22 protein-coding genes are annotated in these 23,095 nt (G+C 49.0%); 12 read left to right on the forward strand and 10 right to left on the reverse strand.

All coding sequences use genetic code 11. The features are described 5' to 3' along the window. The first annotated feature begins 32 nt into the window (after positions 1-32). The 8 genes from IBT47_RS23130 (at position 33) to IBT47_RS23165 (ending at position 6,658) form a co-directional block, all read left to right on the forward strand. On the forward strand, positions 33-185 hold the full coding sequence (locus IBT47_RS23130; protein ID WP_200563284.1) for a hypothetical protein: 153 nt from the start codon (positions 33-35) through the stop codon (positions 183-185). A 75-nt stretch (positions 186-260) separates the two neighbouring features. Further along, positions 261-1,489, forward strand: a protein-coding gene (locus IBT47_RS23135; protein WP_200563286.1) for an IS3 family transposase whose coding sequence is annotated in 2 segments (ribosomal slippage) — positions 261-576 and positions 576-1,489 — 1,230 coding nt in all. Because the reading frame shifts where the segments join, the coding sequence is not laid out codon by codon here. Positions 1,490-1,506: 17 nt separating this feature from the next. Continuing rightward, positions 1,507-1,890: a hypothetical protein gene (locus IBT47_RS23140; RefSeq protein ID WP_200563288.1), complete on the forward strand. Its 384-nt coding sequence runs from the start codon at positions 1,507-1,509 to the stop codon at positions 1,888-1,890. Between the two features lie 47 nt (positions 1,891-1,937). Continuing rightward, on the forward strand, positions 1,938-2,333 hold the full coding sequence (locus tag IBT47_RS23145; protein ID WP_200563290.1) for a TIGR03757 family integrating conjugative element protein: 396 nt from the start codon (positions 1,938-1,940) through the stop codon (positions 2,331-2,333). Beyond that, positions 2,330-3,307: a TIGR03756 family integrating conjugative element protein gene (locus IBT47_RS23150; RefSeq protein ID WP_370569942.1), complete on the forward strand. Its 978-nt coding sequence runs from the start codon at positions 2,330-2,332 to the stop codon at positions 3,305-3,307. The genes IBT47_RS23145 and IBT47_RS23150 overlap by 4 nt, the downstream gene beginning before the upstream one ends. 8 nt (positions 3,308-3,315) lie before the next feature. Next, positions 3,316-4,770: an integrating conjugative element protein gene (locus tag IBT47_RS23155; RefSeq protein WP_200563292.1), complete on the forward strand. Its 1,455-nt coding sequence runs from the start codon at positions 3,316-3,318 to the stop codon at positions 4,768-4,770. 14 nt (positions 4,771-4,784) lie between these two features. Then, positions 4,785-5,150, forward strand: coding sequence for a hypothetical protein (locus IBT47_RS23160; protein WP_234472065.1), 366 nt, complete (start codon positions 4,785-4,787; stop codon positions 5,148-5,150). After that, complete coding sequence (locus IBT47_RS23165; protein ID WP_200563296.1) at positions 5,150-6,658, forward strand: conjugal transfer protein TraG N-terminal domain-containing protein; 1,509 nt, start codon at positions 5,150-5,152, stop codon at positions 6,656-6,658. Before IBT47_RS23160 ends, IBT47_RS23165 begins: the two co-directional genes overlap by 1 nt. 29 nt (positions 6,659-6,687) lie before the next feature. On the opposite strand, the gene IBT47_RS23170 is transcribed toward IBT47_RS23165, so the two are convergent. Then, a complete protein-coding gene (locus IBT47_RS23170; RefSeq protein WP_200563298.1) occupies positions 6,688-7,089 on the reverse strand; it encodes a hypothetical protein in 402 nt (133 codons plus the stop codon). 241 nt (positions 7,090-7,330) lie between these two features. Then, complete coding sequence (locus IBT47_RS23175; RefSeq protein ID WP_200563300.1) at positions 7,331-7,978, reverse strand: recombinase family protein; 648 nt, start codon at positions 7,976-7,978, stop codon at positions 7,331-7,333. 283 nt (positions 7,979-8,261) lie between these two features. Here IBT47_RS23175 and IBT47_RS23180 point away from each other — a divergent pair, with 283 nt between their 5' ends. Together IBT47_RS23180 and IBT47_RS23185 are read left to right on the forward strand one after the other, a co-directional pair. Continuing rightward, entirely contained in the window at positions 8,262-8,951 is a 690-nt protein-coding gene (locus tag IBT47_RS23180; protein WP_200563302.1) for a DUF6710 family protein, read from the forward strand. An 83-nt stretch (positions 8,952-9,034) separates the two neighbouring features. Next, positions 9,035-9,715 (forward strand): hypothetical protein, encoded by a 681-nt coding sequence (locus IBT47_RS23185; protein WP_200563304.1) that lies wholly within the window; start codon positions 9,035-9,037, stop codon positions 9,713-9,715. Here the strand turns inward: IBT47_RS23185 and IBT47_RS23190 are convergent. Continuing rightward, positions 9,712-10,446 (reverse strand): tyrosine-type recombinase/integrase, encoded by a 735-nt coding sequence (locus IBT47_RS23190; RefSeq protein WP_200563340.1) that lies wholly within the window; start codon positions 10,444-10,446, stop codon positions 9,712-9,714. The genes IBT47_RS23185 and IBT47_RS23190 overlap by 4 nt on opposite strands. Before the next feature lie 358 nt (positions 10,447-10,804). Here IBT47_RS23190 and IBT47_RS23195 point away from each other — a divergent pair, with 358 nt between their 5' ends. Beyond that, positions 10,805-13,513, forward strand: a complete 2,709-nt coding sequence (locus tag IBT47_RS23195) for a TrlF family AAA-like ATPase (protein ID WP_200563306.1) — start codon at positions 10,805-10,807, stop codon at positions 13,511-13,513. A 526-nt stretch (positions 13,514-14,039) separates the two neighbouring features. Here IBT47_RS23195 and IBT47_RS23200 read toward each other — a convergent pair. From IBT47_RS23200 to IBT47_RS23225, 6 genes are all read right to left on the reverse strand, one after another. Next, on the reverse strand, positions 14,040-15,242 hold the full coding sequence (locus IBT47_RS23200) for a hypothetical protein (protein WP_234472066.1): 1,203 nt from the start codon (positions 15,240-15,242) through the stop codon (positions 14,040-14,042). 874 nt (positions 15,243-16,116) lie between these two features. Next, positions 16,117-16,413 carry a hypothetical protein gene (locus IBT47_RS23205; RefSeq protein ID WP_200563308.1) on the reverse strand — a complete coding sequence of 99 codons (297 nt, stop codon included), beginning with the start codon at positions 16,411-16,413 and terminating at the stop codon, positions 16,117-16,119. Further along, positions 16,410-17,048, reverse strand: coding sequence for an AAA family ATPase (locus IBT47_RS23210; RefSeq protein ID WP_200563310.1), 639 nt, complete (start codon positions 17,046-17,048; stop codon positions 16,410-16,412). Before IBT47_RS23210 ends, IBT47_RS23205 begins: the two co-directional genes overlap by 4 nt. A gap of 167 nt (positions 17,049-17,215) precedes the next feature. Next, positions 17,216-18,490 carry a translesion error-prone DNA polymerase V subunit UmuC gene (gene umuC / locus IBT47_RS23215; protein ID WP_200563312.1) on the reverse strand — a complete coding sequence of 425 codons (1,275 nt, stop codon included), beginning with the start codon at positions 18,488-18,490 and terminating at the stop codon, positions 17,216-17,218. An 8-nt stretch (positions 18,491-18,498) separates the two neighbouring features. After that, complete coding sequence (gene umuD, locus IBT47_RS23220; protein ID WP_200563314.1) at positions 18,499-18,948, reverse strand: translesion error-prone DNA polymerase V autoproteolytic subunit; 450 nt, start codon at positions 18,946-18,948, stop codon at positions 18,499-18,501. A 272-nt stretch (positions 18,949-19,220) separates the two neighbouring features. After that, positions 19,221-19,538 carry a TrfB-related DNA-binding protein gene (locus IBT47_RS23225; RefSeq protein ID WP_200563316.1) on the reverse strand — a complete coding sequence of 106 codons (318 nt, stop codon included), beginning with the start codon at positions 19,536-19,538 and terminating at the stop codon, positions 19,221-19,223. Between the two features lie 509 nt (positions 19,539-20,047). Here IBT47_RS23225 and IBT47_RS23230 point away from each other — a divergent pair. Beyond that, a complete protein-coding gene (locus tag IBT47_RS23230) occupies positions 20,048-20,740 on the forward strand; it encodes a replication initiation protein (protein ID WP_200563318.1) in 693 nt (230 codons plus the stop codon). A gap of 1,327 nt (positions 20,741-22,067) precedes the next feature. Here IBT47_RS23230 and IBT47_RS23235 read toward each other — a convergent pair. After that, complete coding sequence (locus IBT47_RS23235; RefSeq protein ID WP_200563320.1) at positions 22,068-22,718, reverse strand: hypothetical protein; 651 nt, start codon at positions 22,716-22,718, stop codon at positions 22,068-22,070. Positions 22,719-23,095: the final 377 nt, after the last annotated feature.

Raw genomic sequence — 23,095 nt, forward strand, 5'->3', positions numbered from 1 at the left:
CTCTTTGAGCCGGTTTTTAAAAAGGAGATCAAATGGCACTTTCAATATCACTTGCTGCATTCAAAGTTAATGCCGGCGGGGAAAGCATCACCAGTTTTGAAACTCTGAACCCACCTGGAATGGCAGAGTCTTTCTGGAGTTTACCGGAGGCAAATCTTTATCTGGTCTGTAGACTGGCCCCATGAATCTCCAGACAGCTGGTATCACTTAAGTTAGTGATAGTCTTAATACTAGTTTTTAGACTAGTGGTTGGAGTCCGGATGATTGATGTTTTAGGCCCAGAGAAGCGTAGACGGCGAAGTGTTCAGGAAAAAATCGCCATTGTTCAGGAGAGCTTTGAACCCGGAATGACCGTGTCGCTGGTCGCCCGCCAGCATGGTGTTGCTGCCAGTCAGCTGTTCCTGTGGCGTAAGCAATATCAGGAAGGCAGCCTCACAGCCGTTGCCGCAGGAGAACAGGTTGTGCCTGCGTCGGAGCTGGCATCTGCGATGAAGCAAATTAAAGAGCTGCAGCGCCTGCTGGGCAAGAAAACCATGGAAAACGAGCTGCTGAAAGAAGCCGTTGAATATGGCCGACAAAAAAAGTGGATAGCGCACGTGCCCTTGTTGCCGGAGGATGGCGAATAAGCCTTGTCAGTCGTTGCCTCCGGGTCTCACGTGCGCAACTGCATGCCACGGCCCGTCGGTCAAAGAACTGGCAGGATCGCCGGCGCAAGCGCAAGCCTGATGATACTGAAGCGCTGGCCCGTATCCATACTGTTATCGGCGATCTGCCCACCTATGGTTATCGTCGGGTATGGGCACTGCTGCGCAGACAATCAGAAACTGACGACATGGTGGTGCTCAATGCCAAACGCGTATACCGCATCATGCGTCAGAATGCGCTGCTGCTTGAGCGTAAACCGGCAATACCGCCATCGAAGCGGGCGCATACAGGGAAAGTGGCCGTTGGAGAAAGTAACCAGCGGTGGTGCTCTGACGGCTTCGAGTTCAACTGTGATAACGGTGAAAAACTGCGGGTCACGTTCGCACTGGACTGTTGCGATCGCGAGGCACTGCACTGGGCGGCCAGTACCGGTGGATATGACAGTGAAACCGTGCAGGACGTCATGCTGGGTGCAGTGGAGCGTCGCTTCGGTAACAGCCTGCCAGCATCCCCCGTTGAGTGGCTGACAGACAACGGTTCAGCCTACCGTTCTCATCAGACGCGTCAGTTCGCCAGAATGGTAGGACTGGAGCCTAAACATACGGCGGTACGTAGCCCGGAAAGCAACGGGATGGCGGAGAGCTTCGTGAAAACGATGAAGCGCGATTACATCAGTATCATGCCGAAGCCCGACGGGTTAACAGCGGTAAAGAACCTTGCGGAGGCCTTCGAACATTACAACGAATGGCATCCGCATAGTGCACTGGGATATCGTTCGCCACGGGAATATCTGCGGCGGCGAACCAGTAATGGGTTAAGTGATAAAAAGTGTATGGAAATATAGGGGCCAATCCAGTCTGTATGGCAAAGAAAAAAGGTGAACTTCGTGATGTTAAAGCCGGGATCGCGGTTTTAACGAGCCATACTCACCACGACAAAGAATTTCAGGACGCTGTTATGGGTCTAATTCGTACCAGCCCTGTTCTCAAGCCTATCAGCGAAAAATCCAATATGTCACTTTTACCAGCTCGGCTATCTGTTCAAGGTGAAATTCCAACAGAAGACGAGCTTAAAGGTGTTTTTTCCAGCAGTATCTTAAGCACAGTAGCGCTGGTAGTGCCTGATATTACAGAGCGGGGTACACCCGCTTATTTTCCTTTTCATATCTCTTCCGTCACAATCTTATCCCCCCCCCCTATCAGAAATTTTCAAAATCGGAAAAAGAGTTTACTGCTGAAAGCCTGACTAGGCGCTGCCACTCTGACGGCCTGTTACCGTAACGGAGATCCGCTATGCGACTCAGGCTATTACACTCACTTTTCCTGTTTATACCGTTTCAGCTGATGGCCGGCACCGTTGTGTATACCGATGCCGGACATCCCCCTCAGAATCTGACTGAAGAAAGCTCTGTTGTCTGGCTTGATGCCCCCGACCGTCTGCAGGACTCCATTTTTGGCAAACTGGCTGCAGATCCGCAGCTGGCCGCTCAGCAGGCCCGCGAAATCATTCAGTCGCCGCAGTGGCACGGACAGCAGGAGCAGATTGCTCAGGCATACCGGCAGGTTGTGCATGCCTGGGAGATCGGGCTACATAAGTTCCCTGCCGTTGTTTTCGATGACCAGGATGTGGTTTATGGCACGTCCGACGTTGCCCGGGCTGCCACGCTTCGCAGTAAGGGAGATAAATGATGCGCTTCTCCCCAGGAACACACTTCAGCGCCGCCGGTGTTGCCACCGTGCTGGTAGCAGCCGCGACGCCGGCCACGGTTTCTGCCATTAATACTGCCGGCATCATTGCCAGCGCCATCACTCAGGACTGTATCAGCTGGCGCGTCAGCGGCATCTGTTACTGGCTGATGTGTACGCCCTTTGGCTGTTCGGTGAAAACCTCCGTTAAGGTGACGCACTTCATTCCTGAAGTCGTAGTGTCCACCTACACCGGCCCGGGTGGTAATCCCTGGACAGAAATGGCGTTTATGAGCGGCGCGTCCGGTACGATCGATAATGCGCTGACCAGCGGTGCGCCAGCCGGCGGCGGTAATGCCGCCGATATCAAAACTCCCGGCCAGCGTAAGTCAAACATCAAATTCAAGTACGCCGATGCGATAGGCCACCCTGCCACCTCCGTCATTGGTGGCAGCATTCCCGGTTACTCGTGCGATACCGCCGCCACGCCATTTAATCCCTACTTTCTGAGTACGCTGGATTCACTTGTCTGGCGATCGGGATTACCTGAATCGCTGTATCCCGAGGCGCTGGTTCCCGGCCAGCGCGAACTGGGCAGCCAGGTCAGCGCCAACATGTGGGGCAATATTTATCCCCGCTCGGGCTTCGTCAGTCAGACGGACGATGACAAAGCCTCTGCCGTGGTCGCGCAGCGGGTCGCCGACATTATCACCCGCTCCGGGCAGCCTCACGTTTATCAGGTACTGAAGGGCACGCACAAAGCCGGCTACTGGCCGCCAGGAGAGGTGAAAGAAAACACGGGCACGGCGAATCATAAATGGCAGCGCCTTTCACCCACGCTCTCCGCTTCCTGCGCCGTCTTCCCTGACGGCGCGTATCCCATTGCTCAGGACGGCAACGAAGCCTATGCGCTATGGCAGCCCTACAGCTGCTGCAAGCGACGCGGCCAGACCTTCCTCTATTCAACTGACTTCTGAGAGGCACAATGTCACCAGTTCAATTTAAATCGGCCGCGCTTGCCCTGTGCATTGCGTCCGCAGCGGCATCCGTGCAGGCGGCTGATGATAAACAGTCCGGCGCATTCGGTATTTCACTGCCCTCCGTAAATAACAGCGCCATAGGCTACGGCAAGGACGTCAGCGGCGCGGTTTCTGACAAGCTCTACTATACGCTCGGCGGCGGCTCAGTGATTTCACAGCCGGCAACGCGCAGCAGCATGCGTAAAATCGGTATGAGCGCAGGCTGGAGCAGCGACCTGATGTGCGGCAACTTCGACCTGAAAACGACCGTCGGTAATCAGCTCAACGGGGTAACAAACGGTTTTAAAAATCTCATGGGGGACGTGGTGCAGAACGCCACCGGTGCCGTCGCCAGCCTGCCGGCAATGATTATCCAGCGAGCCAATCCCGGCCTGTACGACATGCTCACAAACGGCGTGCTTCAGGCAAACGTCTCTTTTGATAAAGCCCAGCTCAACTGCCAGAACATGTCGAAGCGCATGATGGATTTTGCCGGTAACAACAAATGGACGCAGGGCGCGGTAATGGATGAGTACCGATCGCTTGTTAACAGTGGAGACGCAGATGCTGTCCGCGTGAATAACTCAGCGGACAAGCTGCAGGGCAACTCAGGCCAGAACTGGATCGGCGGACAAAAACGGGGCGGTCAGGGGCAGAAGGCCATCCGGCCAACACATGACTTAACGGCCGCAGGGTTCAATATGATGAACAGCCTGCCGGTATTGAGCTCTGACACGGTCAGCAGCAGCAGCTGTAACGGGGGAGCCTGCGGAAAATATGCGAGTGCTGAAGAAGCCGCTAAAGCCGTGGTTCAGGTTGTGGGAGACAGCTCCCTGCGCACCTGCAGCGATGCATCTCAGTGTACCAGCGGCGATGACGAACAGCAGCCGGGGGCTACTCAGGCCGGCACTGGTTTTGCCCCGATTCTGGAAGAGACCACCAAAGAGAATACTGAACAGCTGGTAAAACTCGTTAACGGCACCGAGCAGCCCAACGCGACTAACCTGGCAAAGCTCAAAACAGGCAGTTTGCCCATTACTGCAGGTGTTATCAGAGCACTTCAGCGGGATCCTGATAACGCAGCCCTGACCGCCCGCCTCGCCGGCGAGCTGGCGATGGCGGATACGGTTGAAACCGCGCTGATTATGCGCCGCATGATTGTTACCGGCATGTCTGAGCCTAACGCTGCCGCGCAGAATGCGGCCATTGAGGAAGGCGATCGTCGCGTTGCGGCCATCGATCGTGAGATCACCGCTTTGCGAAATGAAATGGAGCTCAAGCGCGAGTTGTCCCGTAACTCAGTGCTCACCATTATCGAGCGGGAAAACGGGCGCGTTAACAGTAACCCGCAGACGCAGAGTGATGACAGCACCGACAACCGTATTAACCGTCTGGCCGTTCCTGAAACGGAAAACAACTGATGAGAGCGCAGCCTATGAAAACCACAAACGGGGCGCAACGCGCCTCATTTTTCCGCCGGCACCCCGCGCTGTTGCACGTGCTGTGTACTGCCGGCGCTCTGCTGGCATTCCTGCTGGCCGGGCTCATCGTCGCGGACCGCGCTATTAAGGAACCTGCGCAGGCAGCTGCATTCCGTGACTGGATGGAGCATGCCCGCTATGGCTGGCTGATATGGCGCCTGGCGCTTTATGGTGCGCTGGCGTGGGGTTTTGTGAAAGTTTTCCATGCACCGGGCTTCGGCCCGCAACACCGGCAGCCGCTGATCCGCATTGCGGCTGTCAGCCTTATTTTTGCCGTTGTCTGTGAACTAGTGCTGCTTGGCGGCACGGGAGCGTCCTGATGCTGACTAACAGCTACCTGGAATATTTCCTTACCCTGCTCGGCTGGGTGGTTAACAACGGACTCTGGAATATTCTCATCACGACCGGTCTGTTTGCCGCGCCTGTCGCTTTCCGGCTTATCGGCATCTGGCTGAAAGTGCGTGAAGAAGGTGAAGATGAGGGAAATAAAGGTGCCCTGTCCATACCACGCATGGAGCACGCGGTTTACACGTCTTTTCTGGTGATGATTGCCTGCTGTATGCCGCTGATGAACGTCGATATGAGCACGATAAAATATGACACGTCGCGTGCGCAGAGCTGCGGGACGTGGACGCCAAAAGCGCCCGATGACACAGGATATTCACCGGTCATATCGAGCATTAACGATCAGACGGCTGCCGCGCCGGTCTGGTGGTATCTGATTCACAAGCTGGCAAAGGGCATTACCCAGGCGTCTGTTGCCACTATCCCCTGCCGTCCGGACATGCGTCAGCTCCGCTTCGAGGTGCAGCATACGCGAATTAACAACAAATCACTCGCGGAGGAGCTTCAGGACTTTACCAACGACTGCTATTCGCTCGCGCTGTATATGTGGAAACGTCAGGATCAGGGGCAGACGAAAGACAAAGCCACGCTGCGTGATATTGAGTGGATAGGCAGCAAAACTTTCCTTAGTAATTATTACGGCAGCCTGCAATCGAAAACGCCCCGGGCTGAATTTGCCTGGAACGAAAGCCGCGACAGCGGAAGGCCGGATACAGGCCGGGGCGGCTATCCGACCTGCAGCGAGTGGTGGAATAAAGCGGATACCGGGCTGGAGGCCCGTGTCGTCGATCAGGCTGACCCGGGGTTATGGACCCGTCTGACAGCTGCCATGAAAATGATCGGGGGCAACTCAGCGGACTATAAAGAGGCCATTATCCGTCGCCTGGTCAGCCCTGAGAGTCTGACCGTATCACAGGGCGGACACGTCTATGCCGGCTACGGAGGCAACGCCGATTTCACGCTTGATAACTCCGTAGCCCGCGTGGCTGCGATCGGCGGCACCGCGTTAGGCAGTCTGGCAGCGTTTCCGGCATTTGATGCCATGCGCCAGGCGCTGCCAATGATTCAGGCCGTTATGCTCATGGCCGTGGTAGTAGTTCTGCCGCTTATCCTGGCATTCTCAGCTTATGAATTTAAAACGGTTATTACGCTCACGTTTGTGCTTTTTGCGCTGAACTTCCTGACGTTCTGGTGGGAGCTCGCGCGGTGGCTCGACAGCTGGCTGCTGACAGCGCTGTACAGCTCTGACACACACAGCAGCTTTAACATGGCCGGATTTCAGAACAGTTCAGATGATCTGATTATGAATTTTGTTATGGCTACGATGTTTCTGGTATTACCGGCCTTCTGGATGGGGGCACTGTCATGGGCAGGCATTAGAGTGGGAGGCGCACTTGATGGCGCACTTAAAAACGGAAGTTCTGATGTGCAAAAAGCAGGCGGTAGCGCAGCTGACACAGCTAAAAGAGCAGTTAAACTGTAACCTTAAGGAAGATTAGAAGTGTCAAATCTCTAATCTTCATCATCCTCAATGTCTACCCGATAAGATGGGCCAGGACCGTGTTCTGGCCCAGTATAGATTCCAGTCCCCTCACTACCGTTGCGCCACTCAGTCCCATAAGAAGGGGCATGATCATCGCTATAGTCATCTTCACCGCTGATAGCTATGTTGCACAGCATATAAACAAATATGCCGCCGATAATGATAATGGTTCCAAAGATTACTCCACATGCGACCGCAGTACACAGCGCTACAAAGCACGCCAATGGAACCGGTATGCGCCCTAAAAAAGCAGGAAATCCACGCTTGATAGCCCATGCGATACAAATGTTATTAGCAGTTCTCGCACTTTTAGAGAGCCTGAGCCACAACCCGGCGGCACGCCTTCCTCTGTTAAAAGCTGAGTTATCCATAGTCTCTCCTTAGATAATTTGTGAGGTTAATAGTCACATAGAATGTCTGTGGAACTTTGGTTGTAACATTTATCTGACTGACTCTCAGCCCAGAACATAACCCCGCATGCGAGCATCACACCTAAACACGCGCCAAAATAGGGTGCATATCTTGATTTTAGTCTCCTACCCAAAACCACTCCAAAACCAATGCAGTAGATAAATAAGAGAATAATTAGGAAGTTATGTGACATAGTCACCTCTACTCATTAATTGAACTTTCATCATGCTCAGCAAGGTAACGTTTAGTTATCCTGATTACCTGCCGTTCAGAAACCCCACAAATATTGGCTGTTTCACGAATGCTCATCCCGTTATGTAGCCGCAGTTTTATAACGTTTTTATGCATTTGATGGTTAGCCTGCTTTCCTTTGAACTTTCCTTGCTCAACAGCTTTTTTAATACCCTCTTGCTGCCTACGTCTGCGATCCTGATAATCCTTACGGGCTATAGCTGCAAGCATATCTAACATCATTGCATTTATTGCTCTGAGCATTGCAGCAGTAAAGTCGTCACTTCTCTGGTTCTCCAGCGCGACGTAACTGGTTGGTAGATCCAGACTTACTATCGATAGACTTTTACTGTTAATCAATTCCTTAAGTTTTACCCATCCAGCATCATCAAGACGAGAAAGCCGATCTACCTGCTCAATCAGTAAGGCGTCCCCTGGCGAAGCATTCTCAAGTAGCCGCATAAGTTCGGGCCGCTGAAGTGAAGCACCAGAAACATTCTCTACATACCAGCTTTCTACACGATGGCCGCGCTCAGCTACAAATTGCTGCAGGCTGTTTTTAGCACGCTCGGCATCTTGTTGCCGGGTAGATGCGCGGAGGTACGCAAAGATGTACATTTTTCAAGCTGCCTTGACTTATAGGTGATGACTTATCATAGCATGACTTTTAGGTAATGACTTAATGGTAAAATGGATGCATTTGAGGGGGTGACTTTTGGGTATACACTGCCGATTTCCTGCGCTTTGTAAAGAACCTGCGGGCTTCTTAGGAGAATTCATGTAGCGCGATCAATTGTAATGTCACTACTAGATGAGAATTGTTTGGTAGTAAATTACTCTTCAAGGTGGTTAATTTTGAGAGAATTTCGTTTATAAGATATCGGCGGAGTATTAATTCAAAATGAAATGGTTCCGAAAAAGACAGTCTCAGTGTCTGTTGTGTGAATCAGGTGACGGCGTCACCCCACCGGAAAGTGAGGCCGGCCTTAACCCGGACAAAGCCAGGTTTGATCATGTGCTCTCACTCGCGGCATCCTTGCCCTCAGCCGCGCGCCACAATCTCCTCCGTGCTTTGGTGAGCCCCATACAGGCAGATTACCTTCTCGCGGTGGGAGCGGAAGGTCAGGACGCGCGTCCGACCTTGGATGAAAGGCAGTTCTTTTTTCAGAGGCTGTTTGATTACATCAGTTTTGAGCAGCTAAGCCATCAGAAACTGATGCCTGAAGAATACCCGCTATCGCTGGCTGCCGACATGGTACTACCGTGGCCGTGGAGCATGAACAGTTATAAGGGAAGTCTGAGCATCGGGAGCTGGCAGGGAAATCCCTGGCGATATGACAATTCCAATCATCACGTTGAGCTCTGGCTTCCATGGCGCATTGGCTTCGTAAAGGGCGGTAATCACTCGCTGGCAGCGGGCATACTGGCAGGTGAAGGAACTCTGCTCCCTGACCGGGTTTTTAACATGCATGATTTGCTAAGCCGTGTATCTACAGACGGTATCAGCTGGTTTGCCGATGGCATGCAGATTGAGAAAGTGCGCGACTGGCGAACGGCCGCGTTTTACGAACTTGGAAGGCTGGTCAGCTGACAGCAGTCATCCCCTGCCTGCAGACGTGTTGATTGCCTGGAAGACCAGAATAGTGGGCTATAAAACAACCCGGGAGAACTGAAATGGAAGTTAAAGACCTTTTGACGCCCGCTTTTACCGTTATGGGCGTCTGCCTGGCTGCGCACTTTGCGCTGCGTAACGAACACAGAAAGAAGGCACTTGAAATCGAAACGTCCCAGCTGGACCGGCTTTCAGTCCTGGTACTCAACTCTCTTGATAACTTTGCTCAATACGCCGGAGCACTTGCGGGCCTTATCGACGCACAGATAACTATTTTGACTGAGCAGCTTCCTCCGCCCAACCCCGATAATGCAAAGATTCCTGTCGCAGAGCTACAGAAATGGTTAGATCAAATAGATTCGCACCCTGCCTGGGGGCTTAACCGGAGCGAGCTGCAAAAGGCCTCTCATGGCCTGAGGTTTCACCGGGAAGCGGACTGGTTACGCTGGCAGGAGGCTGTTCCGCAGCTGCAGCGCAAAATATACGCATTTTTCATGATCACACTTCCGGGTGAGGAAAACATTGAGCTCATGAGCCGCGGACGGACTGCTGCAGAGGGCAGAGCGTTTGCCGAGACTATGCGAAGCTGCGTCATTGAATTGCGCAGCTTACAGGAAACCCTTTTATCCTCAATGAAAGACGACTTCAATAAACTGCTCAGGCCTGAGCAGACAGCGACTTTCTGCTCTGTGACGAATAGCTTATGGCGCTGGATGCGCCGGTTCTTTACCTGCTCGTTTTAACCTGGCGGAAGCGATCGCAGCACGGCGGCCGCTTCCGCACCCTCCCCGCTGAACGGCACCGCCAGCGTCGCCGCCACGTCCAGCGCAAACACCCGCGTGTACACCTCCATCGAACGCGCATCCTTATGCCCGGCCAGCGCCTGGATCACCTTCGGCGGCTGACGGTGGTAGAGCATGTGCATTATGTAAGAATGCCGGAAGGTGTGCGGCGTCACGGGAATGGAAAAGTGTACCCCGTCATCATTCGCCCGCTTTACGGCGGCCTTCAGCCAGTTGCGCATCGTCTCATCGGTCGCGGCCCACAGTGATTCACGCCGCTTCGGCCGTTCCGTGGCGAACCAGATGCGGACCTGGTGCACATAGCCGGCGTCGGTAAGCGGCACCAGTCGTACCGCATCTTTGGGGGGCCGCCCACGGCGACTTCTCACCTTCTCAGACAGTATGCGAATAAACGGACGCGGCCCGTCCAGCTCAAACGACTCCGGCGTCAGCGTGCAGGCCTCGCCGATGCGTGCGCCGGTGTTCCAAAGCGTGCTGAACAAAAAATGGTGACGGCGGTCGGGCATATAGTGCAGCAGCGCGTTGACCTCAGGGGCCAGTAAATAAAAAGGCGTGACGCCATTTGCAGTGGCCATACGCCGCAGCGCCACCGCAACTGCAAAGTCCGCGCTGGGCGCAAACGAAAGCGCGGTGACGCGTTCTGGTGAATTCTGCAGTACCGGAGGGTTCATTATCATGTAATTTTCACGCAGCGTTGTCTGGACATTTATCAGGCTATTTTCCCGCACCGGGGCGGCGGGAGCCAGCGCAATAAATCGCGCAGACAGGATACAAAGTTTGGTTTTACCCGCAGATTAGCGGGTTATCCCAATACCGTAAAGGATCTTTTTTCGCCGTAAAACGCCGCCAGGCCTTGTGCCGCATGGCCTCAGCCCTCGATCCGCGCGTTTGGTATAAACAGGGTAATCCCAAATTCCTTCTGGACCTCGACACAAAGCCGTTACGTTTCTGTGGTATGCCGGTTAAGGCTCGCTTATGATTGAGCGCACACATAGCAAGATATACCGCAGGATACGGAGATTAAGAAAAATGAAAGGCTCTGAGTGGAATAAATGGGATTTACATATTCACAGCCCCATGACGTGGCTGAATAACAACTTTGGGGAAAACTGTTCTATTCCTGATTTTGTCACGAAACTGGGACAGGCAGAATTGACACTTATCGGACTGACTAATTACTTTTTCTTTGCGGATAATGAGGTTGAAATCATTCGCGAGGAAATTGCTAGGCAGGGTTTAAATATTACTGTTCTTCCCAATATTGAACTTCGTGTCTCTCAGGCGAACAAAAAAGGAGAGTGGATAAATATCCATCTTCTCTTTTCAGAAAAAGTGTCCACACAAAAAATTAATGATGCCCTTTCTTCTCTTTTCATCACCTCAACTACCGCCGCCGGAAAAAAAGTATTCTGCAGTGAGAAAAGTATTACCGAACACGGAAAAAATATTGAGGTAATTACCGTTGATTATGGCGACGTGCTGGAACATATGAGTGCGCAGTTCTCGCTTTTCACCGAAATGATTGTGGCTGTCTGCCCTAACGGCTATGGTGGCTTCCGTGCCGGCACAGAAGGCCGTTCACACGAGATTGCCACCGAGTTTGATAAAGACGGACATATTGTGCTGGATGGGTCCGAAATGCCGGGGGCGCTGAGTACACGCGCCTATTTCCTCGACAACACTCGGTATGCCGGGGCTATTGCCATGCCCGTTTTTCACTGTTCTGACGCCCACGACCTGAATAAAATTGGCACCATGTTCAGCTGGGTAAAGGCCAAACCCACCTTTGAGGGGCTTCGCCAGACATTCATAGAGCCTGAATCCCGTCTGAGGCTGGAACGGGACTGGCCGCAGAGTCGAACAAACAAAGTGCATTTCAGCAGGATTGAGATGGAGGGGAGAATTTTTGAGGGACAAGACATCCGCTTCAAGAATCTTTCTATCCCGCTGAGTGAAGATATGGTTGCTATAGTTGGCGGCAGAGGCACAGGCAAAAGTCTGATCCTTGACGGCATGCGGTCGCGCTTTACGCCATCGCGCCCTGATAATGTTCTCGCCCGACGTGTATCGCCGGAACGGCTCTGCGTTCAGCTCAGTAAGACAGACGGGGAGTTTAAAGAATTTGACGGAACTGATAATTCCTACAGTTACCTTCACGTTTCTCAGGGGGAAATCAAGGAGCTGTGTCAGGAGCCAGGAAAGATCAGCGATGAAATAAAGAAAATGCTCCGCCTTCCCCCTGAATCCTTCCCGGTCCAGCTCCGAAACGAACTGGAAACAAACCTGAATGATTTTCGCAGCTTATTCGAATTCTTTAATGTGAAGAATTCAGACGGGATTTTTTTAAACCGTCCGCGTCATATCAATTCAAAAATAGCAGATGCACAAAAGCATATTGACACGCTGACCAGCGAGAAGAACCGGGAACTGATTAGTACGTTTCAGGAAAACGGAAAGAGTCTTTCCGAGACAAATGCTTACATATCACGTTTAAATAATTTCCTGATTCTGTTGAACGAGCAGGAAAGTGCATTAAACGATGAGATTGAGTTCATTAACGCAAAGGGAAATGAAGATAATATTGTCCCTCATATCAACTTAGAGCCACAGAGGGCTGCGATTAATAATAAAATCCAATCTGCAAAATCAGAATCAGACAGAAAAGTGCTGGTTAACCATGAAATTATCGATCAGTTCCGGCAACAGGGATTTGAACAGGACATATCAGGCCTTCTGGATAAAGTCTCCGAATACCAGCAGGTGATTAACGTTGCTGAACTTGAGCTGGAAGAGTCACGGCGCAGACTGGGGCTGGCAGAAAAAAATCTGGAGAGCAGAAGAGTGCTGGCGAATCGTTTTCTGACACATATCCAGCAGGAGAAACAAACTGTGGATGCTGCTTTCCATTCTCTACGCGGAGCAAAAGAGCATTACACCGCAGAGCAGCAGTCTCTGGTAACTGAAATTCTTCAGGATATAAACATTTACGGCGAGGTCACATTTAATCGTCAAGCCTTTTATGCTGGTGCCCTTAAATGCATGAATGGTGGAAGATTTCGCGCTTCAAAGGAAGGAGAATCTCCGATTGAAAAAATTTCGTCACTCTTCAATGTTCACACGGTCGAAGACTACACCCGTCTGGTGAGTAATGAACCAATTCTGAAAGCTTATGACGACAATCAGGAATTAACTGATATATCTCTTCATAATTTAGTATGGAAGCCTGAATTTTTTAACAGTGCAGGACCGCACGAGCTTCTGTCCCATCTGTTCAACCCTGACCGTATCTCAGCCTATCTGAACGTTAAAGCGCATTTTACCTATAAAGGTAAAACTGTCGAAAAGCTTTCTGCAGGACAGAGAGGCACGTTCTATGTCTGCCTCAAGCTCGCTACCGATCCGTTTGGCTCCCCCTTCGTTTTTGACCAGCCTGAAGACGACCTCGATAACGATTTTATCATGCACCACCTTGTGCCCCTCTTCCGTAAGATAAAACAGTACCGGCAGGTCATCATTGTTACCCACAATGCCAATCTGGTGGTGAACTGTGACGCTGAGCAGGTTCTGGTGGCCAGCAACAAAGATGAGGTCATTACTTACCGATGCGGCGCTCTGGAAGACGGGGATCCTGCCGACGGAAAAAATATGCGGCAGGCAATCTGTAATGTTTTAGAAGGTGGACACCGGGCTTTTGAGCAGCGTGAACGTAAATACGGTTTGCTAAGACCGGCTTTATAGCATAATCGGGTGGCGGGCCGCAAAGTCAGTCCGTCATCCCGATACTTGACGGTGCCTAAATTTTTCAGAATCAGCATTTGTATGTCTTATTGGTAAATTGCGCGCGCAATAGGAGTGCTTCGCTCAGACGATACTCATGCTAAACATGGGAGGGCTTTAACGTCGTTCGACTCATGACATTTATGTATACTCTAATGTTTTACTAAGATTTATTTTTCCAAAATTTTTTTTATAAAAAGCCAAGAATAAAAACTCCGCTGGCGGTAAATCGCATTCGGGGAAACCCTCCGTTCCCGGAGTTTTACCGAACGGCGCAGCGCGTAGACCGGCGCGGCCTGCCCCGGCACAGAGGGCCGGACCGCTATATCTGGTATGCCTCTCAGCTGAAACAGGCACAACATGTAGTGTTTTGCGCCGCAGCGGGGCGATTCGGTCTTATGGGCGTTTTACCGAATCCCCGGACAGGAGCGTAAAAAACCGCCTCGCGGCGGCTTTGTGCGTTACAGAGAAGATGTGAAGACGAGTGTCAAACATCTTTTTTGAGGATTAAAACACTATAGTAGAGCGTCGCTTTAATGAGATGATTGAGATTATGAACCTCTCGAAAAAGTAACAGCGTTTTGCGCAAAAATTCCATAAACGAAATATCTTCACCCTTTTCCCGATCCATGCCTTCCTTTGTGGGATAATAGGTGATTATTTGTGTTGATTCATTATATTCATACTTATAGTGAGCAATGCCATTTCTAAGACGATTATCAATGGCTTTTGTTTCGATAGAATAAAAACAGTCATCAATAAACTGAATCTTGCTGCCCAAATCAACGTCAGCAAATTTGTTAAGAGAAGAAAGCTCTTTTCGCACTTCATTTTTTCTTGTCATCTTTAAAGATGTCTCAAATTCGTTATAATCTCCGCGTTTTAATAAATTATTCAGACCTGCAAGAAGTGTTAGTTGCCGGGAGAAAACCTCTGCCAGATCTTTATAGTAGTTATTGCATGAATCAAAGTGATCAGTTGATACGCGAGCAGGAACAGCCGTGTAATTTTTTTCATCAACATAATCATAGAAAAAGGCTGGGCGCAAAGGTAAATCCATCTGAACTATTTTTGGATACAAGGTGAGGCAATCATGATGTAGATTAGTCAGAAAACGACTTTTAATTATTTCATCAATAAAATCAATGGTTTTATCATGATGTTTACTGTGCAGGTAAATATAAAGCTGCGGAAATCCTTTTGCAAGTTCTTCATTTTGCTCGTGAATCGTAAAAGGCGAAGACATAATTGACGTTGCTGTGTAGAGTGCGGCAAACACATCCTGCCTTTTCTTGGTTTTCAGGTTAACACCAGGGATTTTTTTGCAAACTTTCGCAAAATTTTTTATATCACCTTTTTTATATTGCGTTATGACGCTTTCCAGCTCTTTCTTTAAGGGGTGCAGCTTATTTAATACTTCTAAGCGAAAAGCTAAATGACTGAAAGCGTCCTGACCAATTTCATTTATAACCCTGAAAAAGGTTGTCATTCCCTTAACATACTTTCCGAAATACACAGGGAAATCGAGATGAAGATCAACAAAAGGATTTTCCTCCGTAAACGGCCATTCAAAATCCAAAATGTCTGTGGCCCCTTCCAGATCTCCTTTTTCATCACCAATAGTAAAGGTGATACGCTGCTCACATTGAGGACAAGCAAACTGAAAAGGCTGATTATCTCTGTTTGACATGCCAATCCTGCAATTAATTAATGTGTTGCAGGTATCGCATTTAAAGCTTTTTAGAATGTTAATTTTGACCACCTATAATGAATTAGAAGGCAGAATTGGCATTTTTCCAGCCTACACCAGGCTCATAAAAGTGAGTGCTCAGATAGCAAAAAACCCGCTCAGGGCGGGTTCTTTGCTCTGTAGCCTGTGATGCTTCGCGGGCATCCGGCGTACAGCGTGGTGAAATTCTCTTTTGGCGAGTTAATTATACGTCTAATGAGTCATATGATCAAACCTGTATTCAAGCAGCAGCAGCACGGTTTATAATGCTCACAGATCAATCGAGTAAAGCCCGATTAGCCGCCTGTGTGATGAGCCAGATCAGACTCTTCAAAATCGAATTTGGTATAGACAGTACCGGAACCGTGGGCAAGCACACGGTAATGGTATAGCCCTCTTCCGGTTTCGCACCCGGGAGCCTGGGCGGCAGCGTGGTGAAATTCTCTTTTGGTTAAGTGAATGGCATAACCGGATGGGCGGATTTGAGGAAAGGGGATTGCCTAGTAGCCTACGCGCCACAGAGATGGAGGTGCGGGGAATGATTGAGCTAATTATCGCCATTCTTACCTTAATTGCAGCTGTATTGCAGTTGATCAACTGGTTCCTTTAATGGCTCCGGAGTCCGTGAAGGTGAAAACCTGAACGGGTAAAACTGAAAGGTTTATAGCCGTCCTCTTGGGCGGCTTTTTTCATTTCTAAGCTTAGTTCGGCAGAATGGGCGTTTTACCGAATGCCCGGACAGGGGCGTAAAAAAACCGCCTAGCGGCGGCTTACATTCCGTCACTGCTTTTTTAAGAATACCGATAAAGCAGGCAAAACGGTTAAGTATTAAGTATTACTTCATACTTAATAAATAATCTTCAAAAAGCATTTTTACCATTGCACTAACGCTTTTTGGTTCAACTCCGTTTCTCTTGTTTAACATAGCCCTATCTTCCGCCAACTGAAGCAATGATTTAGGCAATGATATGCTTGTCCTAGCTATTTCTTCAGGTTTAGTCGGCACAACATTTTCACGAGGTGCATCTCCATACCCTTTATCAGCTAATTTATCTGCTAAGCGGTCGGCTTCTTCTTCAGACACCATTGGGCGCGCCACCCCCGCACGTTCGCTACGCTTTTTTAGTGTCATCCGAATACCTCCTGAACAAGTTCATAAACTTCAGACTTAGCCTTTTCGTTTTCTGACTCAATGACAGATTTTCCTTCGGAAATTACATCTCGATAAATTTTTCTATAGCGCCCTACTGCATTTAATGCAGTTAAGTCCTCGAACTCAGCGACAAAGCCTAAAAACTCATTACGTTCATTCCCCATCAGCACTGGATTAGTTGTTGCTACAGTCTGATAGACAAACACTTTCAGATTTGGATTTAAGTCACGCATGCTGACCACTTGCTGCTGCAATTCTTCCATTGTATCCAAATCTAATTGAGAACATTGATGCGGGGCGATTATATAGTCAGCAACTGTCCCACCGGTTATTAGCTCTCTGCTATTACGTCCAGGCACATCCACCACTACATGATCAAATTTCTCATTCAGACTACGAAGTGTTTGAGAAATGTTGTCCCTTTTTTCAATTAGGGTTAGCTGGGGTTTATGGCCCGCCTCTTCCCGCTCGGCATACCAACGCGAAGTAGATCGTTGCCCATCAGCATCAACCAAACATACATCGAACCCTTTAGAAGCCAATGCGACAGCGAGGTTTATAGCTGTAGTAGTTTTAGCTGCGCCGCCTTTGTTACAGCCAACAATAGTAATCATAATATTTCCTAAGTAGCATGTATGAAGTATGAGGTGTGAAGTATTACTTATGCACTCATGCTACTTTTATTGTCTGCATACTGCAATAAAGTATTGCGGAAAAATTAATAAATACATGATATTATTAATTTTATTATTTATTAAATATGAAGTATTACTTGTTACCGTCATCTGACAATAGCTTTAGGTATATCACTCCAGCGAGTTGTCCAAGCGGGACTCAACATCTCCCTTTTCATTTTCCACTCAGAATTTACACCCTGGCTAGCAAACCACAAATTCCCCATCCCGGACTGGTTAATGCCATCAAGCACCTTCATGAGCTGCGCACTGTTTGCCCGGGGCTGCGCATCGTCAAAGAGGCTGAGCTGGTTGACCCCGTTGGGGGTAAAGTCATCGAGCATAATGCCGGCCTTCATATAGCGCCGGTTATCAAGCCAGATGCGATCCAGGCTGCGCATAGCCACTTCAATGATGTCGCGTGTGTCTTGGGTGGGCAGAGTAAGCTTCTCACCGGCGGAGTTGCCATAAAAGACTTCGTTTACGGCGTGCGGTGACGTACGAATGAACACGCTGATGCGCCTGCAGAACTGCCGTTCGCCGCGAAGTTTTTCTGCTGCACGCGTGGCGTACTGGGACAGCGCCTGCTGCATGGCCACCTTTGAGGTGATACGTTCGCCAAAGGACCTGGAGCAGCAAATCTGCTGTTTGGCCGGGGGCAATTCCTCAATCGGGATGCAGGATTCGCCGTTAAGTTCGCGCACGGTTCTCTCCAGCACCACGTTAAAGTCTTTACGGATGAGGGCAGGATGGGCGCGCGCCAGCTGCAGGGCGTTACTGATGCCCATGACTTTCAGCCTTTTACCGATGCGGCGGCCCACGCCCCAGACTTCCTCCACGGGCTGATTGGCCAGCAGCGTTTCGGTGCGTTTCGGATTACCCGGCGTGAGCGCCAGCACGCCGCGGAACTGCTTCCACTCCTTGCTCGCCCACTGCGCGGATTTCGCCAGGGTTTTGGTCGGTCCCATGCCGACGCCTACGGTCAGGCCCGTGGTGGCCAGTACGTGCGCGCGCAGGCGCCGGCCAAAGTGCTCAAAGTCCTCACAGCCATCAATACCGGTCAGATCCAGAAACATCTCATCAATGCTATACTGCTCGACACGGGGCGTCATTTCCTCCAGTGCCGTCATGACCCTCTGGCTAAGGCTATGATATAGCGCATAATTACTGCTGAATACGTGTACGCGCTCTGCAAAATCCTGCGTCTTTATCTGAAACCACGGTGCGCCCATTTTAATGCCGAGCTTTTTGGCGCCGGCGCTACGAGCGATCACGCAGCCGTCGTTATTGGACAGCACCACAACGGGTTTACCGCGCAGGTCCGGACGAAACAGCGCCTCACAGCTGGCGTAAAACGAGTTCACGTCTGCCAGGCCAAACATAGGCATCGTTACCTCCGGCGCGCACGCGTGCTGTTGAACCACCAGGTGACCACGCCGAGCAGCTGCAGCTCTTCCGGATAAATCACCGGGTAGGCCGGATTCATGGGCAGCAGCGCGAGCCGGGGCTGCAGCTGCAGGCGTTTAACCGTAAATTCACCTTCCACCTCAGCGATGACAATGTCACCGTGCGACGCCTCCTCGGCCCGGTCAACCACCATGACGTCGCCGTTATAAAGCCCAAGGCCCTCCATGCTGCTGCCGCTGGCACGTACGAAGAACGTGGAGGCGCGCCGGCGGATGCAGAGTTCGTTCAGGTCCAGCTCTTTTTCTATATAATCGGCGGCCGGGGAGGGGAATCCGGCCGCACACGGTTCGGCAAAGAGTGGTACGCGCACGCGTGGTGTGAAATTGGGGAGCCAGAGCAGCGTCAGGCCGGTTGCGTATTCTGCGGGATTCATGACCGTGTCCTCATTACATCAATAATGGCACGGGTATAGCTTGTATGTGAGACGCGCATATTTACCTCCTCTTAATGATACTGTTTTTATGTACAGTATTACCAGGAGGTGATCATCTGGCAACAAGAAGAAGAGTAATGACGTAATGAGCTATATCAACATGATGAAATGGGTGAATTTTTTATCATGGTTGAAATAAATTCATTCGCTGCAGTAGAAGATTGGAATGAAAACACGACTAATGTGTGTTGTAACTAAGTATGATTTTTTTCTCACAATGTGCCTTTATTGATTGGATACTTGGCCGCTAGTTTTTTAACCTCAATGGCGTCTTTTTCCGGAATCCACACACTAACAAAACAGAGTTTACTTCCTTCTATATTTTCCATTTCGGTGTATAGATCCCATACCCTCTTCACGGCATTTCCTACGTTTTGTTTTGACCTAGCCAACTGAGTTGCTACGTCAGATTGCTTCTCTTCTTTGACCAGCACCAAATAAGCCATTTTTGTAGTTATTTCAGCAAAAGTTTCCATGGCTGGTAGGATTCGCTCCCATTCTTGCTGCGATATTTTTCGTTTATGCGCCATTATGACCACTCCATTATTTAATCGGGTCAGGTTAAGATCCATGCTCCTCTAAAGTCAACAGTAGTCAACGGGGAGCAGGTCAGATGATCTCAATTTCGAAAGCTGTTAATCGTAAACCGCGAGGCGGTGCAAAACTTGTTTTGCGCCGCTGAGGGGTTGACCGACTGAGCGTAGCGATGGAGGTTACTGGGTTAAAGTGCACTTATGCACTTATCCACAGCGCTAATTTTTAAAAGCTTTTTTTAATCTTTTTAGTCTTTTTAATAGCTTTTTAGGCATTTCAAACTATTGATATTAATAGAAAATAAAGCATTTACTATGGGTTTTTCCCCTATACAATATGGGAATCAGCACATCTTTATGTGGGAATGACCCCTATACGGTATGGGAATGCGCCATAGATTATATGGGAATCGCCCCTACATCGGTTTAATGCACATAATGTGTTGACTTGTGTGTATTCTAGGGTATTGTGGGGTATAAATATTTACCCATACAAGGTTAAGTATATGGCTAACCAGATGAAAAAAAAGATAAATGTAAAGCAATCAAACGAACTTACTGAAGCTGCATACCATCTTTCACTGAAGGCAAAAAGGGTTCTTTGGTTATGCCTTATGCAAACATATTTTTCCGATGACAATGACGATGTTAGCCCATTGTTCAACGTGGCTGTCTCTGATTACGAGGACATTTTCAATATAAGTCGGAACCAAGCCAGTCGTGATGTGAAAGAGGGTGTGATAGAGCTTTCACGCTCATCAATTCTTTTCTACCCTAAATCTGGTCGTAACGATATAAGGGCCTTGCCATGGCTGGCTGAAGCCGGTGGCAGGTCAAGTAAGGGGCTGTGGGAGATTGAATTTAACCCGCGCGTTATGCCCTATTTATATGTACTTGGAAATCAATTCACTACTTATTCGCTCAGGGATTGCGGAAGTCTCAAAAATCCACGAACAGTAAGGCTTTACGAAAGTCTATGCCAGTTTCGTAGTACTGGTATCTGGAAGACTAGTCATGAGTGGCTGGCCGACCGGTTCATGCTTCCTGACTCGCAGCGTTCTAACAGTGCTGAGCTTAAGAGGTCATTTCTTGAACCTGCTTTGCGTCAAATTAATGATAAGACTCCACTGCATGTTACTTATCAGGCTGATAATAATGGAAAAATGATTTTCAACATCCTTCGCAAAAGTGGAATCTAAACGTCATTTTGCTTATGTTAATTATTGAGAATCAAACTTCACAAGGTGTGGCGATTTTCATACTTCAGCTTGTAGGAACCCTATAGACCGCTAACTTTTCACAAATCAGGATGATTTCTATTCCCGCTATTCAGCATGTGGCAAAGTGGATAGGTTCATATATAGGGTGGATTCCCACATTCTGGTGCGCAACTTACTTCCGCGTAGTCAACTGTTTTGAATTTAGTGTGATTATCACTCCCTCCAATCCCTCGCATGCCAGCCCATAAGTAGGGCAAATTCCCACGTTCGGATGCACAAAGCTTTTACGCGCCGCTAAATCAGGGGTATCGCACCCAGCTTTCCTGCGAGCACTCACATATGTAGGGCTAGTTCCCATATTCAGTCATGCAGCTGTCCCGCGCATTACCTCCTCTCCGAAAATAGGGGTGATTTCCACTCCAAACCGTCTAGTACGGTCATGTAGGACGGAGTATAAGTAGGGCCAATTCCCATATTTCGTACTCAACTGCATCCTATGCTGGTTCTTCTGCGAAAGTAGGGCTAATTCCCACTCCGCGCGCGATCGTGCACGACTGCTTAAAAGTAGGGCAAGTTTCCACATCTCTGTTTGCAGATTACCCCCTGTGTTACTTCTTTTACGAAAGTAGGGGTGATTCCCACTCCACACCGTGCCGCGCGGTCGGGCACGACGGCATTAATGTAGGGCGGATTCCCGCATTGCGTTATGAATATGCCCTCTGTGTTGCTCTCTCTTAGAAAGTAGGGGTGATTCCCACTCCACACCGTGCCGCGCGGTCGTGCACGATTGCATATATGTAGGGCTAATTCCCACATTACGTTATGAAGGTGCACCCTTGTGTTGGCTTCTCTGAGGAAGTAGGGCTGATTCCCACTCTGCTCCGTTCTGAACACGCTCGGGCATGTCGGCTTAAAACCAGGGCTGATTCCCACCTTGCGCCGTTCCGCACACGGTCGGGCACGATGGCTTATAACAAGGGCTGAGTCCCGTATTTCGGTGAGTAAATGACACCCAGTGTTACTTCCTCAGAGAAAGTAGGGCTGATTTCCATATTCAGATGAACAGCTTACTTCCAGGCCGTTTACTTCTAAAATGGTAAATTTCAACTTCCCACTTTTAGCGCGAGCATGGAAAGATCTTCTCACCTAAATTAATTTAATTAGATTTTTTTATTTCTAAGCCCATAGATGATATTAAAGCATGAGTGTTGTTATTAATTTAAATTCTATTTTCGAGAGTGAGGTGCTATTCTTTACCCCAACTCTTTTGAGTGGGGTATTTTTTTTAAAATCCTGAGATTGTGTTTTATTTGTTTTTAATTGCCTTATAATTAGTAGGGGTCTTGAATTCCGTTAACTGTGAAATAAATTTTTTATGCGAACTGTATCCCCATAGTGCGGGGTAAGAACGTATTGCAATGAACATTGTTATTGATAATGCTAATGACATTATTAATTGAATGGCACCCCAGAAATATTCTTCTCTAACGAGCGAAGAATTCCCAGCTGTGTAGAATGCTATGAATCCAAGGAAAAACGCAAAAATAAATGCTACTCCTTCTCGCGCCCTTTTCTTATAAAGATGTTTGTCTAAGTAAAATTCTGAAACTCTATAGTTATCTTGAATTGAGGTTTCCTTTTCACTGATGCAGTGAACTAATTTTTTTAACCTTTTTCTCTTGAGTTCTTCAAGTTCTGAGTTACAGCTGAGGATTTTAATTAGCCTTCTTGCAAGCGTAATCTCATATAGGCCAGTAGTCTCACGTAGAATTAATTTTTTTAACTCATCATCAATTGCTTTTATCTCGTAATTCTCCATTTTAAGTTCTGAAGATAAATTTTTCATATCTTTGTAAACTGATATCCTCTCATTGTTAAATCCTTTAAGTCTAGCATTGATACTAAAAACCAATGCGATTGAGGGGATGGTTAAGCTTAATATTTTTAACCAGTCCATGATTTCATTTACTCCTTATTAAGAGGTTTCGGGTATTTATCGTTGACAGTTCTACAGTCTGATTGTTATCTTTTCAACTGTAATAAGTCGTCAGATGACGGCCACCAATGGTCCGGTAGCTTGAGAGGATCGCCTTCGGGTAGCTGCAAAAACACTCCTGTAGCCTGAAAGGGAGAACACATCAGTGTGGTACATCTGCTCGCTCCTGGAAGCAGATATCGTCAAAACAAGCGCACCTACGACGCGACGATCGGGGTACATTAATCACACCAAAGCCAGGCTTTTACATACGCCTACGCCCTCAGACAAGGCATCCTCAATGATGCTTTTCTTCACTTACGTTATGAGATTTGTCAGGGATACGCCCTGAGCTGCAT

This window comes from Erwinia sp. S43 (assembly GCF_016624745.1).
Taxonomy (GTDB): domain Bacteria; phylum Pseudomonadota; class Gammaproteobacteria; order Enterobacterales; family Enterobacteriaceae; genus Erwinia; species Erwinia coffeiphila.